A 14,627-nucleotide genomic window follows, 5' to 3' on the forward strand; every position below is an offset into this window, starting at 1 on the left:
AAGCGCGGATTTCCCGGGCCTGCGGCGCCAAAACGACGTTTTCAGGGCAATCAGACCGTGCCGCCCACCGTCATGTTCTCCATGCGCAGCGTCGGCTGGCCCACGCCCACCGGCACGCTCTGACCTTCCTTGCCGCACACGCCAATGCCCGAATCGAGGCGCATGTCGTTGCCGATCATGGTCACGTGCTTGAGCGATTCCGGGCCGCTGCCGACCAGCGTCGCGCCCTTGACCGGGGCGGTGATCTTGCCGTCTTCGATCAGGTAGGCCTCGCTGGCCGAGAACACGAACTTGCCGTTGGTGATGTCGACCTGGCCACCGCCAAAGTTGACCGCGTACAGGCCCTTCTTGACGCTGGCGATGATCTCTTGCGGGTCCTTGTCGCCGCCGAGCATGTAGGTGTTGGTCATGCGGGGCATGGGCAGGGCGGCGTAGCTCTCGCGGCGGGCGTTGCCAGTCACGGGCATCTTCATCAGGCGCGCGTTGAGCGTGTCCTGCATGTAGCCCGTGAGGATGCCGTCTTCGATGAGCGTGTTGCACTGCGTGGGGTTGCCCTCGTCGTCGAGGTTGAGCGAGCCGCGGCGGTTGGCAAGCGTGCCGTCGTCCACCACGGTGACGCCCTTGGCGGCCACGCGCTCGCCCATGCGTCCGGAGAACGCCGACGAGCCCTTGCGGTTGAAGTCGCCTTCCAGCCCGTGGCCGATGGCCTCGTGCAACAGCACGCCGGGCCAGCCCGGGCCGAGCACCACGGTCATCGTGCCAGCCGGGGCCGGCTTGGCTTCCAGGTTGACGAGTGCGGAGGAGACTGCCTCGTCCACGTATTCGCGCAGCAGTTCGTCGGTGAAGTAGCCGTAGGCATAGCGGCCGCCACCGCCGGAGCTGCCCATCTCGCGGCGCCCGTTCTGCTCGGCAATGACGGTGACGGAGATGCGCACCAGCGGGCGCACATCCGCGGCAATAACGCCGTCGCTGCGCGCCACCAGCATGACGTCGTATTCACCGGCCAGGCCGGCCATCACCTGCACGACGCGCGGGTCTTTGGCGCGGGCGAGCTTTTCGATCCGCTCCAGGAGCGCAACCTTCTCTGACGCTGTCATCGAATCGAGCGGGTCGTTCGGCGCATACAGCGAGTGGCTGCCGGGGGTGCTGGCCAAGCTGCTCGCCACCTTCACGCGGCCGGCGCCGGCCTTGCCGATGGTGCGTGTGGCGCCGGCGGCCTGCATCAGCGCAGGCAGGCTGATGTCGTCGGAATAGGCAAACGCGGTGCGGTCGCCAGAGACGGCGCGCACGCCCACACCCTGGTCGATGCTGAAGCTGCCGGATTTGACGATGCCTTCTTCCAGGCTCCACGCCTCGTTGCGTGTGTACTGGAAGTAGAGATCGGCATAGTTCACGCGGTGCGTGAAGATGTCGGCCAGCGCGCGCTGCAGGTGCGCTTCATCAAGGCCGTACGGATCGAGCAGCACGCGGCGCGCGATGGACAGATTCTGGATGGCGATGTCGCCTGCGTTCATGATCGGTTCTCGCAAAAAAATTCGATTGGCTTACATCACGCGGTGCTTGAGCGCCGGCAGATCCCGGCGCACTTGTGCGATGCGGGCGGGGTCCATGTCGCCGATGGCAACGCCTTCGCCCTCGGGCACGGAGGCAATGACTTCGCCCCACGGGTCGACCAGCATGGAATGGCCCCACGTGCGGCGGCCGTTCTCATGGCGCCCGCCCTGAGCAGCGGCGAGCACGTAACACTGGTTCTCGATGGCGCGGGCGCGCAGGAGGATTTCCCAGTGCGCGGCGCCCGTCACGTAGGTGAAGGCCGCCGGCATCAGAATCAAGTTCAGGTTGCCTTGCGACGCCAGCGCCCGGTACAGCTCAGGAAAGCGCAGGTCGTAGCACACCGACATGCCCACGCGGCCGCACGGCGCATCGAAGGCCACCGGCGCGGCGCCGGGCTCGATGGTGCGGGCCTCGTCGTAGCGCTCTTCACCGCGTACGAAGTTGAACAGGTGGATCTTGTCGTAGCGTGCGACACGCAATCCGGCCGGGTTGAATGCGAGCGACGTATTGCGCACGCGCTGTTCGTCTTCGCACCACATCGGCAACGTGCCGCCGACGAGCCACAGCTTGTGGCGGCGCGCGGCATCGGCGAGGAATGTCTGGATCGGGCCATCCTGATCGTCCTCACGGATGGCGACCTTGTCGCTGTCCTTGCGGCCCATCATGCAGAAATATTCAGGCAGCAACGCGAGTTGCGCGCCCTGGGCGGCCGCCTCCGCAAGCAGCGCGTCTGCGCGCGCCAGGTTGGCGTCCACGTCGATGGCCGTCACGGTCTGGATGGCGGCAACGCGAAAAGGTGCATCGAAAGGCGCATCCATACCGGATGCGACGGGGGCCGGAGCAACGGTGGTCGAGGTCATGGCGCCTATTTTGCCGAGGTTTGCGATTGGCTGCCCGAATTGCCGTTGGATGCGACTTTCTCGATCTTCGGATCCGCCCAGCTACCGGTCACGCGGTATTGCGTGACGAATGCCTTCGACAACTGATCGCCCAGGACCAGCTGCGCGGCCAGCGTGCCCAGCCCGATGGCCGGGTTGATGAACGCCGCCGCCAGCGAGGCCGACGTGGCGTCCACCTTGGGCGTGACCTTCACGCGTAGATCCTGCGTTTCATCGAGGATGTTTGCCGACCCCTGCATGGCCACCTGGAACTGCGGGCCCTTGACGGCGAAATCTTCGGTGTGGGCAACGCCGCTGGCGATGGTGCCGGTGGCCGCCACGCTCTCGAACGGCGTGCCGCGCCCGGTGGCGCTGCGCAGGTCGGTCGCGAAATGCAGCAACCCCTGCAGGCTCAGCACACCGGCCAGCTTGGCCAGGCCCGGATCGACCGGCAGGAACTGGCCGCGCTCCAGGTTCAGCGCCATGCGGCCGTTGAGCGTCGGGTAGTCGATCGACATGGGCGAGCCGCGCCAGACCACGCGGCCTTCCAACTTGCCCTTGGCACCGTCGATCACCTTGGCGAAGCCCATCTTCTGCAGCAGGTCGCCGGTGTCGCGCAGGTCGAGGCTGAAGTCGAGCAGCGTCCGGCGCTCCGGATCATCACCGCCGCCGCGCAGGCGCCGCGGGATGCGCCACGTGCCATGCGCCGTCAGCGTGGCAGCGGGCTGCTCGATCTTCAGCGTCTCAAGCGTCCAGACGGGCGCGCCCTCGGTGATCTGGCTGCGCGCCTTGATCTCCAGCTTGCCGAGCGCCTTGCCACGCAGGTCGAATTTGTCGGCGACGAGGTCGAGCGACGGAATTTCCTGCGAACTGCTGGCCAGCGATTCGGTGAGCGCCGTCTCTTCCTTCGCGTCTGGGATGCTCATGCGAGACAGCCGCATCGTCAGCTCGCCAAAGGGCACGGCGGCGCTTTCGGCGTGCCAGCGCGCGCTACCTGCAATTTCGCGTGAATCGATGGTCGATTGCCAGTTGGCGCCGTCGCGCGTGGCATCGATGCGCACGGCGTTGAAGTCGCGGCCCAGGATGCGCAGCGTTTGCGCGCGGGCGCTCAGGCGGCTGGGCAGATACGCGCTATGGCTATCGGAGGCGTTGGTGGCATTGGCCGCATGTTCGGTGGCAATCTGGCTGGCGCTCTTGTCAGCCGCGGGTGCGGCAAAGGCATGGCGCCAGGCGTCGACGTCCAGCTGATCCAGCGCCAGGTTGGCCTGCACGCCGTCCTGCGGCTGCGGCACCGGTTGCCGTACGCCGATGCCGCCTCGCAGCACCTCGATGCCGTTGCCTGTGCTGCGTTGTTCGTAGCGCGCGCTGACGATATTGCCGACCTGCAGAACGATCTCGTCGATGGCGTTGTTCGAAGCCAGCGGCTGCATCTCGAAGCGCACCGGCAGCGGTTGCCCGGCGGCCTTGTTGAGCGGCGCCGGCAGACGCACCGTCATCGGCGTGAGGTCGGACTGCACCTGGATGAGCGGGCGATGCTGCTTGACGCTGATGGTCGCGCTGTAAGGCGCGCTGCCCTCCAGCGAGCGGGCGACGGCGGCCACGGGGCTGTTTTCGGGCGTCGTCTCGCGCAACCCTTGCGCCGACGCGGTGCCCGCCACCTGGATGCGGATCGTACCGTCGGGCGCGGTGCCGCCCGTGGGGCGGATTTCGCCGCCGGCAAAGCGCGCGCGCAGGTTATCGAAACCGATGCCCTTCTGCGTAAAGGTCAGCGCGCCGTTCACATCGGTGAGCGGCGGCGCCTGCGGCACGAGCGTGACGTCATTGCGCAGAAACGTGACGCTGCCCTGGGCGCGCGTCGAATGCATCTCGTGCAGAGGCAGGTCCAGCTTGAGTGCCAGCGTAGCGTTGCCCTGGGCGCGTGCGTCCTTGGTGAAATGCCCGATCCACTGGCCGATGGGACTGGCCTCGACGTATTGCAGGAAGTTTTGCGTGGCGCCGTCACCGCGGCCGTCGATGGTGAGCAGCGGGTTGTGGTCGCCCATGTCGGGCAGGCTGCCATTCACGTCCTGCAGGTTCACGCCCATCACCTTGGCGCGCGCCACCTTGAACGCCAGGGATGCCCGATCGAAGATGACCGTGCCGTCGATGCTGGTGAACGCCGGCCAGTCACCCGGGTGCGTGGGCACGCGGCCCGGAGGGTTGTGCGCGGCTTCGGGCGGCGCCGATTGGTATGTCACGTCCTGGATCGGCACTTCCACACGGAAGACGCCCTTGTGCGGCGGCCGGAACGGGAAGTCGTGCAGATCCCCCGCCAGTGCGAAATCGACGTTGCTGGCCGTACCCGCTTGCAACGCACCGCCCAGGTAGTCGCGCAGATGCTGGCCAATCGACAGCGGCAGGTAGCGCGGCACACGTGGAACGTTGGCGCGGTCCAGCGTGCCCTTCAGGTCGATGGTCCCGAGATGGCTGGTGTCTGGTGCGTGACGATAGCTGCCCGTGATGCGCGCTGACAGATCATCGTTGGAGAATGCAAGGTTGTCACTGCTGACAACCAGTTCCTGCTTGCGATATGTCCAGTTGAACGTCCCTTGCAGCCGGTCCAGCGGCACGCGGGCATCGGCAAAGGTGCCGGGCAGCAGCAGCGCGGTGTCGTTGGACTCGATGCGCAGCGTGCCCTTGTCGTTGGAGAAGACGGCGTTGCCGGAGACGTTTTCAACGCCGGGCACGGCTGGCTCGGGATGCTGGCCCGGCGGCACCGCGGGCAGCGCGCCCGGGCCGAACGACACTTGACGCATCGTGGCGCGGCCGGTGAAGTGCACGGGCGCCGGCGCATTTGGCCGCCAGCGGGAAACATCGCGCTGCCAGTTGATGTCGAGATCGTCGATGCGGCCGGACGGTTGCTTCGAACGCAGCGGTTCGAGCACGCCGGCAGGCAGCGGCAGCGCGGTGGCGATGTTGCGCAGGTCCGCCAAATCCAGCGTTGTGGCTTTGACTTGCAGGCTGCGCAGGGCGTCGCGCGAGTCGAGCGCCCACCCCACGGTGACATTGCGCAAGCCGCGCGGCGTGCCGGCTGGGTTGGCCGGCGCCTGGATGCCGGGGCCTGCCAATTCGGGCACCGACGGCGGTTGGGCGGGCGGGTTCAGCGGCTGCCAGAGCAGCGTGTCGAGGCGCAAGGTGTGCTCACCGCGCGCATTGCGCTGATGCGTGGCCAGCGCCTGGAGGCTGCGCAGCTGCAGCGGGTCCAGATCCTTGCGGACCTGCAGATCGAGCTGCTGCCCTGTCAGCCGTGCCTGGCTGCGCGTGAACACGCCGTCGGCAAACTCCACCGAGCCGTCGGAGGTGAGCGTGCCGCTGTTGGCGGCGGCCAGCACGGGCACATAGCGCTGTACGGAGGCTAACTGAAGCGTATCGACCTGCCAGGAGGCCTGGCCGTGCCAGTGGCGCCAGTCGCCTGGGCGGGCCAGCAGGTCGTGACGGAAATCCGCGTGCAGTTTGATGGGGCCGTTGAACAGCGTGGGCGAGGTCCCGCTGGCCTCCAGCCGGTGCCGCGTCGGGCCGCTGCGTAGCTGCACCCGCACATTGCCCAGCGCCACTTCGGGCAGCTTCTGCTGCTCGTCGAGCCAGCGGACGGCACCTTGCTGGAAATCGATGTCGCCTTGGGAGAGGAGCTGGTCGAGGAAATCGCTGTCGCCGCCGGTGCTCGGGCCGAGCGGCATGCCCGCGACGAGCAAGGCACCCTGCGCATTGCGCCGTACCAGCACGTCGGCCTGGCTGGCGTGCAGGGCGGCAAAGGTGATCTGCATGCGCAGCAACGAGCGCCAGGACAGCCGCGCCTGCACGTCCTGTACCGCGAAGGTGCGACGGCCCGCGGCGTCGTGCGCGTCGATGCGCTGGGCGCGGAAGGCCGGGTGCCAGCCCTCCCAGTAGGTCTCAAGCGAGCCGATGCCGACGGTGGCGTGCAGTGCGCTGGACGCCTCGCGCTCCATCCAGTCGCGCGCCAGGCTTGCGCGCGGCCAGAGGATGAAGCGCACCGCCAGCATGCCCACGACCGCCAGGACGGCCAGCGCTGCCGCCGTCTTCCAGAGCACGCGCCACAGCTTGCGCCAGATCGGGGCGCGGAAAACAATCCCAATGCCCGTGCCGATCCGGCTGACGAATCGCACCAGGCACGCCCAGGCCGTGGGCCGGCCCACCCCGCGTGTGGACAGGGTGCTGGCGTGTCCACCATCGGACTTCGGCGATTCTGGGGGCTGGGACGGGCGGGGCATGATGCGGATTATCCGATATTCAGGAGGCGGCGCCATATTTGGAGTGAGGCGTCGCGCCTGCCCAGCGGCAAGCACGCCCAATGCCCGTGAACGTTGGTGATCACGAATTGGCCTACTTATACCGGCGCGCATTTCAGCGAGAATGGATGTTTCCGCCAATGCTCGACGCGCCCGCATGACTGATTCCGCCTTGTCCGCCCAGCCGTTTTTGCAAGCTCCGGCCCGCGCGCCGGAGGCTCCCGCTGCTGCACTGCCTTTTGCGCTTGCGTATTCGCGCTATCTCCAGCGCCAGGCGCAAGCGCGCGAGGGCTGGGCCGAGCGCGTGCAGGCCGGCGCAGGCCGTCCGATTGACATGGCGTGGCTATCCGCGCGGTTTACCGAGCTGTTCGACACCCTGGCCGTGGAGGTCGACGCTGCGCTCAAGCGCGCCTTGCGCCTGCTGCGCAATGAAGTGTTCGGCACACTGGTCGAGCGCGATTTGTCCGGCGCCGCGACGCTCGATGAGGTCACGGGCACGATGACCGACCTGGCCGAGTTTGCGGTGCGCACGGCCATTTCCGTGATCGGCCAGGAACTGAGCGCACTGCACGGCCAGCCGATCGGGCAATCCTCCGGCGAGGTGCAGGAGTTGGTGGTGGTCGGCATGGGCAAGCTGGGCGGGCGCGAGCTGAACGTCTCGTCCGACATCGACCTGATTTTTCTCTACGACGATGACGGCGACACGCAGGGCGGCCCGCGACCGCTCTCCAACCACGAATATTTCACCAAGCTTGGCCGGCGGCTGATCAACGCGCTGGCCGATGTGACGGAGGACGGCTATGTCTTCCGCGTCGACATGCGCCTGCGCCCCAACGGCGATGCGGGGCCGCTCGCGTGCAGCCTGGGCATGCTCGAGGAGTATTTCGTCGTGCAGGGCCGCGAGTGGGAGCGCTACGCCTGGATCAAGGGCCGGGTGATCACCGACCCGGCCAGCCCGCATGCGGCCCGGGTGATTCAACAGTTGGAGCGCGTGACCGGCCCGTTCGTCTTCCGGCGCTATCTCGATTACGGCGTGATCTCCGCCATTCGCGCGCTGCATGCACAGATCCGCAGCGAGGCCGCCAAGCGCAGCAATGGTGCCAACCAGCAGCGCGATAACGCGGGCCACGTGCAGGCGCGCTCGCCCAACATCAAGCTCGGGCGCGGCGGTATCCGCGAGATCGAATTCGTCGCGCAGGTGTTTCAGCTCATTCGCGGCGGACAGGACTTCGGGCTGCGTGTGCGGCCCACGCTGGAGGTGCTGCGGGCGGCGTCGGAACGCGGCCTGATCGACGCCGAAGCCGTGGCGCGCCTGACTGAGGCTTATCGCTTCCTGCGCCAGCTCGAGCACCGGCTGCAGTACATCGAAGACGCGCAGACGCACAACCTGCCGGGCTCGCCGGAAGACCAGTTGCGCGTGGCGCGCATGATGGGTTTTGACGACTATGTGGCGCTGGTCGCCAAGCTTGAGGCATACCAGGACGAAGTCGCACAGCATTTTGAGCAGACCTTTTCCGACAAGCAGGACAGCCAGCCGCCGTGCACGGCCGTCTGGCACGCAGACCTGCTCGACGATGAACACACGGAAACCGCTCGCGCGCAGCTCGCCGAACTCGGCTATGCCGAGCCCGTCAGTGTGCTGGAGCGTCTGCGTGCGACGCGCAATTCGCCGCGTTACCGCGCGTTGTCCGAAGTCAGCCGCCAGCGTTTCGACTTGCTGATCAACCGTGCGCTTGATCAGGCATCGCGGCAGACCGATGCCGATGTCACCATCGCGCGCTTTCTCGATTTCTTTGATGCGATCAGCCGGCGCTCCTCGTACCTGTCGCTGCTGAGCGAATATCCGCAGGCCATGGAGCGCGTGGCCCACACGCTGCACGCGTCGCGCTGGGCGGCGGACTACCTCACGCGCCATCCGCAACTGCTCGATGAACTGCTCGACGTGGAGGCGCTGTCAGCCGAGCCCGACTGGCCGGCGTTCAGGGCGCGCGTGCGGGAACGCCTGGAGGCCGCGTCCGACCATGTCGAAATGCAGATGGACATCCTGCGCCAGGAGCACCATGCAGAAACCTTCCGCGTGCTGCTGCAGGACCTGCAGGGCATGCTGAGCGTCGAGCACATCAGCGACCGGCTTTCGGATCTTGCCGACGCCATGCTGGACCTCACGCTGGAAACGGTCTGGAAGCAGGTCGCCACGCGCCACCGGGAGGTGCCGCGCTTTGCCGTGGTTGCCTATGGGCGGCTGGGCGGCAAGGAACTCGGCTATGCGTCGGACCTCGACATCATCTTCCTGTATGACGACGATGACGAACGCGCGCCCGATGTCTACGCGTCATTTGCGCGCAAGCTCATCACGTGGCTGACGAGCCATACCGCCGCGGGCATGCTGTTCGACGTCGATACGCGCTTGCGGCCGAACGGCGCCGCGGGTTTGATGGTCACGCACTTCGAAGCCTTCCGCCGTTATCAGATGCGCGAGGGCGACAACGCTGCGTGGGTGTGGGAGCACCAGGCGCTCACGCGCGCACGCTTCTGCGCGGGCGATGCGGAAATCGGCGAACGCTTCGAGGCGCTGCGTACGGCCGTGTTGCGCCAGGAGCGCGAACGCGGCCCGCTGCGCGACGAGATCGTGGCGATGCGCGAGCGCGTGGCGGAAGGCCATGCGAATCCGACTGGGCTGTTTGATCTCAAGCACGATCGCGGCGGCATGGTCGATATCGAATTCACCGTGCAATTTCTGGTGCTTCTGCACAGCGCAGCGCATGCCGAGCTGACCCTCAACAAGGGCAACATCGCGCTCCTGCGCATGGCTGGCGAACTCGGGCTGATCGATGCGACGGCAGCTGCGCAAGTGGCCGATGCCTATCGGGACTTCCGTGCGCGCCAGCACAAGTTACGGCTCGACGGACAACCCGCTGCGCGCGCACCGGTCGACACCTGCGCGCACGAGGCCGCTTACGTACGTGCGTTGTGGGAGCAGGTGTTCGGGCCTGCGCAATGAGGGTGCATCGACACACGTTGCACACGTGGGGCGCGTGCACCGGTGTGGCTGCGCTGTCGGCGACGTTCTCGTTCGTGCCGTGGCTGTACGCGGTTGGACTGTATCAACGCGAGGCCGTGCGCGCGGGTCAGTGGTGGCGCATCGTGACCGCCATGTGGGTGCATCTGGGCACGTGGCATTGGTTGGCGGATGCGATGGCGGCGGCAGGGCTCATCTTGCTGCTCGCGCGCGTGTTGCGGCCGCATGTCATCGTTGGAGCGCTGGTGGTGTGCGGGGTGCTCGTGCAGATCGCACTGCTCAATCAGCCGACGGTGCAGTGGTACGGCGGTCTCTCCGGTGCACTGCATGGCCTGGCGGCATGGGGCGGCCTGCGGTTGCTGAAGCCGTCCGCGGACGGGGCCGAGGATCGTTTCTCACGCTGGATTGGCGTGGCGCTGTGCGTGGGCGTGCTGGTGAAGGTGTGGCTCGAACAATCGTGGCTGTCGCCCATTGCCTATGACCCGCACTGGGGGTTTGGCGTGGTGCGCATTGCGCATGCCTTTGGCGCGGTGAGCGGATTGCTGATCTGGGTGCTTGGAGAGTGGTGTGCGCAAGGGGGCAGGCAGACGCCACGTTGATCCGCAGAAAGCCACGTGCCGATGCATGAAGAAAAAAACGGACACGCTGGCGGGGCCAGGGTGTCCGTTTTGCGTTGAGACGATCGCGAGAGTGCTCGATCAGCCCTTGCGACGGCGGGAGGTCAGTACACCGCTGATGAATAGCAGGGCCGCCAGTCCCAGGGGGAGAGCGCCACCGCCACCGCTCTGGTTCAGGGACCCCGTTCCGCTGGTGCCGCCACTGAAGGGCAGCGTGCCCGTGCCGGTGCCAGGCGTGGTTGTCGGCGGCGCCGTCACTGTGACGGAAGTCGATGCCGAGGCCGTGCCGCCCAGGTTATTCGTGACCGTGACCGTGAAGCTGTAGGTGCCGGCGGCGCTGGGGGTAAAGGTGGCGGTGACGTTGCCGTTGCTGTCCGGGCCGGCCACCGTGGGCGTCACGCCAGGGCCGCTGGTCTGCGTCCATTGGATGCCTCCGCTCGGGAACGTATTGCCAAAGCCAGCACCGACGACGGCCGTGAGCGTGACTGGGCTGTTGGCCACAATCGTGCTCGCCGAACTCGACACGCTGACCGTTGGCGTGCCGACCGACAGCGCGATGGCCGCGCCGGCATCCAGCATGCCGGAACCGCAGAGCCCGGGGTTCTGCGTGCAGAACGTCCCGGCCGGGAACGCGCGCGCCGATTGCGTCAGGATCGCCTGGATATCATCCACGCTCAGCGTCGGCTTGTGAGACAGCAACAGCGCGGCAACCGCAGCCACATGCGGTGTGGCCATCGAGGTGCCCATCTCGGTCGTGTAGTAGCTCGTACCTGTGTCCGGCGAGGTGAGGCTTTGATTGGACAACGACACAATCTGCCGGCTGCTGACCGCACCAGCGCTGCCCGTATTGACGATCGCGCCCGGGCCACCGCCGGGGGCGCTGAGCGTTGTACCGCTGCCCACGTTGGCATAAACGGCGAGATCGCCATCGACGGTATGCGCCGTCACTGCAATCACGCCTTTGCAGTTGGCCGGCGTGCTGATGGTATTCAAGCCGTCGTTGCCGGTCGCCACGACGATGGTGGCGCCGCGCGCACGGGCAGCGGTGATGACGGCTTGTTCAGCACTGGAGCACGTGCCTTGACCACCCAGGCTCATGTTGACGACCTGGGCCATCGGCGAGTTCGGCGGCAGCGCCGCGCCGCCTGCGCCCGGCACACCGTTGTCGCCGGTCACCCAGGCCAGGGCGTCCATGATGTCCGACGTGGCGCCGCCGCACCTGCCGAGCGCGCGGGCCATCTGGATCGTAACGTTGGGCGCAATGCCCGCGATGCCGACCGAGTTGTGCTGCGCGACGATCTGGCCCGTGACAAAAGTGCCGTGCCAGCTGCTGTCGGACGCGCTGCCGCAGTAGGTTGGATAGTCCGCGGCGTTTTGGGTAGTCACCCAGTCGCCCGGGTCGGACGGGTTGGTGTCGCGGCCGGCGGGCGTGTCCAACGGGTCGTTTTCAACGAAGCCCAGCGGCACGGTCTTGTGGCTGGCCGGGTCGGGCATCGCGTTGTAGACATCGTTGCTGATGAAGTCGTAGCCGGGGCGGATATTTGCGCCCACGAAGTCCTCATGATTGGCCAGGAGGCCCGTATCGATGACGGCGACATTGACCGTGCTGGCGCCCTTGGTCGAATCCCATGCGGTCGTGATGTTGGCTCCGCCGACAGCCGGGGTAGCCGGGCCGCTGGCAACAACGGTGCTCGGCCACAGGCTCCACTGATTCACGAACTTCGGATCGTTGGGCACGGAGGTCGGCCGCATGATGCGATCCGGCGAGACGTACTCGAACTGGCCGCTCGCTTGCATCCGCTGGGCTACCGTCTGTGCGTCGGCCACCGACATCGTGCTCGGCAGCGTGACCACGTGGGCGCCGCCTGACATCGCGCGCTTATAGGTCACCGGCAATTGCGCGGCGACCGACCAACGTTGCACCGCCGCAACGTCAGCGCGCGCAACGGCGGCTCCCGGCGCAACCGATTGCGTCTTCAGGCCGCTGTTTTTCTCTTTGACGATGAGCTGCGTCACCCATTGCAACTGCGGTGCCGGCGTGGTGGTTCTGCCCACTGCCAGCGCCGGCACGGCGTGATACGACGCCAGCCCGAGCGCCACCAGCGCGCGAGCCACACCCCCTGAGACCCCTGTCTTCATGCGAATCGCCTCGATTGTTTTTGTGAGGATTGTGAAATTTTGCCGAGGCATTTTCCTAAAGGATTTCCATGTCGCGAATGTTCGTTGGGTTTAGGTAGAAACCCTAGTATCGCGAGCCTGGGCAGCTATGGCCCGGGCAACGCCGGCTGAAAGGCCACGCACATCTGCGTTGAGCCATAAAAAACCGCCTCGCAGGGAGGCGGTTTCGTGAACCGTATGACGGTCTCAACGCGAAAGCGGACGTCGTTTGCTGCTGGCCAACCCCAGCGCCAACAGCAGCGCAGCCCCAATCAGCGGCACGGCCCCACCACCGCCACCACCGCCGCTGCTGGTACCGCCCGTCGACCCAGTTGAGCCGCTCGACCCCGAGGAGCCGCTGCCCGCACCTGCCGGCGCCGTATTCTGCGCATAACTGACGGCACCTGCGGTATCCAGCAGGCCCGCTCCGCAGATGCCGGTGTTCACTGCGCAGAATGTGCCGCTCGGATGTGGCCGCGCGGTCTGCTTCAGGCCGGCCAATATCTGCGCGTTCGACAACTGCGGTTGCACGCTCAGCATCAGCGCGATGGTGGCCGCTGTTTCAGGCGTGGAGAAGCTCGTACCAGCCACTGACTTGACCGTGGGGTTGCCGACAGTCTGTGCACCGTCGTTGGAGTCGGCCTGGATAACGGAAACGGGTTCCGCGCAAGTTGCCGGATTTGTCGTTGTGACGACCTTCGAGTTGCCGCAGCCGCCCCCCGGCGCGGACAACGCCACCTGGGGCCCCACGTTTGCGTAGCTGGCGTTCTCGCCGCTGTCGACGTGCGCGGTGACGGCGATGGCGCCCGTGCAATTGGCCGGCGCGTCAACGGTCTGTGCGGCTTCGTTGCCCGCGGCGGCCACTACGATGGCGCCACGTGCGGCCAACTGGTTGACGGCGTCCTGTTCTGCCGCAGAGCACTGCGTTGTGCTGCCCAGGCTCACGTTCACCACGCGGGCCGGGTTGGCGTTGGTCGGCACGCCTGACACGTTGATGCCGCCTGCCCACAACATGCCGTCGACCGTGTCAGACAGCAACGCGCCGCATTTGCCCGACACGCGCACCGGCACGATCGGCGTGTTCCAGCCGACCCCTGCGATATCAAGCGTGTTGTTTGTCTGGGCGGCGAGCACGCTGCTGACCTCCGTGCCGTGCCAGCTGCTGTTGGCGACGTCGTTGCTGGTGCAGCCCGAAATGTTCTGCCATTGCGTGCTGGTTACGCCATCGCCCAGGTCATGCGCGTCCGTGCCGCGACCGAAGGTGTTACCGGCCCGCGCCGGGTCCGAAATGAAGTTGTAGCCCGGCAGGATCTTGGCTGAGAGATCGGGATGATCGGTGTAGCCGGTATCGACCACCGCCACCACGATGCCCGTCGAGCCCTGCGTGATGCTCCACGCCGCGGCCGCGTTAATGCCGCCGGGCACCAGCGCCGGTGCGGCCAGGTTGTTCTGCGTGGCAAACAGCGGATCGTTCGGAATGGTGTTGGGCCGCAGGATGCGATCTGGCACCACATAGGCCACGCGGGCGTCCTTCGCGATCTTGTCGACGGTCGCCTGGATGCTGGCGGCATCGGTCAGGCCCGTGTGCATGAGCTGCGCATTGGTAGCCAGCGTACGCTTGATCTGCAGCGTGCTCCCCGCCGCTTGCGCTACCGACAACAAGCGGTTGCTAGCCTCGCTGGCAGAGAGCGCCTTGCGCGTGCCGCTCGTGTCGTCGCGCCATTTGATGATCAGGTCACCGGTGTATTGCGGCTGCGGTGTGGCAGCTGCGGCGACTTGGCTGCCCATCGCCGAGGCAAGGCAGACAAGGCCGGCGCCAGCGCACAGCCAAGACTTCAACCGGAAGAGGGAGGGGGTCATCAGCGCGTGCTCCGTGGTGTCTCGTTGTAATGAGAAACGTCGTCAGGATGTGATCGTTGACAGACCGTTACACAAAACCAAAGGTAGCATGCGACTCGCCCGCTTGGTGTGGTGGCGGTGGCCGATCACGTTTGCGAGGGGGAAAAGGCCGGTCGGTGCGCCGGCCCCAGCAGAATGCAGGCCTGCCAGGGGAAATGAGATGGAAGCGGGCCGCCCCGCAGCGCCCGATCATTCACAGTGTGGAGTGGTGCTAAGC

General features: G+C 66.6%; 7 protein-coding genes. 2 read left to right on the top strand and 5 right to left on the bottom strand.

Annotated features, from left to right (window positions below; genetic code table 11):
• Positions 1-50 precede the first annotated feature (50 nt).
• Genes tldD through ACEN9T_RS11805 form a run of 3 tightly spaced genes read right to left on the bottom strand, consistent with a single transcriptional unit; the run spans position 51 to position 6,700 of the window.
• Complete coding sequence (gene tldD, locus ACEN9T_RS11795) at positions 51-1,514, bottom strand: metalloprotease TldD (protein ID WP_413707794.1); 1,464 nt, start codon at positions 1,512-1,514, stop codon at positions 51-53.
• A 30-nt stretch (positions 1,515-1,544) separates the two neighbouring features.
• Positions 1,545-2,414 (bottom strand): carbon-nitrogen hydrolase family protein, encoded by an 870-nt coding sequence (locus tag ACEN9T_RS11800; protein ID WP_092972492.1) that lies wholly within the window; start codon positions 2,412-2,414, stop codon positions 1,545-1,547.
• Between the two features lie 5 nt (positions 2,415-2,419).
• Positions 2,420-6,700, bottom strand: coding sequence for a YhdP family protein (locus tag ACEN9T_RS11805; protein WP_413707795.1), 4,281 nt, complete (start codon positions 6,698-6,700; stop codon positions 2,420-2,422).
• Between the two features lie 175 nt (positions 6,701-6,875).
• Between ACEN9T_RS11805 and glnE the strand changes: the two genes are divergently transcribed.
• Both glnE and rrtA read left to right on the top strand, forming a co-directional pair.
• Entirely contained in the window at positions 6,876-9,719 is a 2,844-nt protein-coding gene (glnE, locus tag ACEN9T_RS11810; RefSeq protein WP_413707796.1) for a bifunctional [glutamate--ammonia ligase]-adenylyl-L-tyrosine phosphorylase/[glutamate--ammonia-ligase] adenylyltransferase, read from the top strand.
• A complete protein-coding gene (gene rrtA, locus ACEN9T_RS11815; RefSeq protein ID WP_413707797.1) occupies positions 9,716-10,336 on the top strand; it encodes a rhombosortase in 621 nt (206 codons plus the stop codon). Before glnE ends, rrtA begins: the two co-directional genes overlap by 4 nt.
• A gap of 99 nt (positions 10,337-10,435) precedes the next feature.
• Here rrtA and ACEN9T_RS11820 read toward each other — a convergent pair whose 3' ends face one another.
• Positions 10,436-12,493, bottom strand: coding sequence for a S8 family serine peptidase (locus ACEN9T_RS11820; RefSeq protein ID WP_413707798.1), 2,058 nt, complete (start codon positions 12,491-12,493; stop codon positions 10,436-10,438).
• A gap of 225 nt (positions 12,494-12,718) precedes the next feature.
• Entirely contained in the window at positions 12,719-14,371 is a 1,653-nt protein-coding gene (gene mprA, locus ACEN9T_RS11825) for an MprA protease, GlyGly-CTERM protein-sorting domain-containing form (protein WP_413707799.1), read from the bottom strand.
• Between the last annotated feature and the right edge of the window lie 256 nt (positions 14,372-14,627).

Origin of the sequence: Ralstonia sp. Ralssp110, from assembly GCF_047325135.1 — a bacterium.
Lineage (GTDB): Bacteria > Pseudomonadota > Gammaproteobacteria > Burkholderiales > Burkholderiaceae > Ralstonia > Ralstonia mojiangensis.

What these genes read in the sequence shown, in the direction of transcription:
- ACEN9T_RS11800 (WP_092972492.1), bottom strand. Translation starts at nt 2,414, where the DNA reads ATGACCTCGACCACCGTTGCTCCGGCCCCCGTCGCATCCGGTATGGAT.
- ACEN9T_RS11805 (WP_413707795.1), bottom strand. Translation starts at nt 6,700, where the DNA reads ATGCCCCGCCCGTCCCAGCCCCCAGAATCGCCGAAGTCCGATGGTGGA.
- tldD (WP_413707794.1), bottom strand. Translation starts at nt 1,514, where the DNA reads ATGAACGCAGGCGACATCGCCATCCAGAATCTGTCCATCGCGCGCCGC.
- mprA (WP_413707799.1), bottom strand. Translation starts at nt 14,371, where the DNA reads ATGACCCCCTCCCTCTTCCGGTTGAAGTCTTGGCTGTGCGCTGGCGCC.
- glnE (WP_413707796.1), top strand. Translation starts at nt 6,876, where the DNA reads ATGACTGATTCCGCCTTGTCCGCCCAGCCGTTTTTGCAAGCTCCGGCC.
- ACEN9T_RS11820 (WP_413707798.1), bottom strand. Translation starts at nt 12,493, where the DNA reads ATGAAGACAGGGGTCTCAGGGGGTGTGGCTCGCGCGCTGGTGGCGCTC.
- rrtA (WP_413707797.1), top strand. Translation starts at nt 9,716, where the DNA reads ATGAGGGTGCATCGACACACGTTGCACACGTGGGGCGCGTGCACCGGT.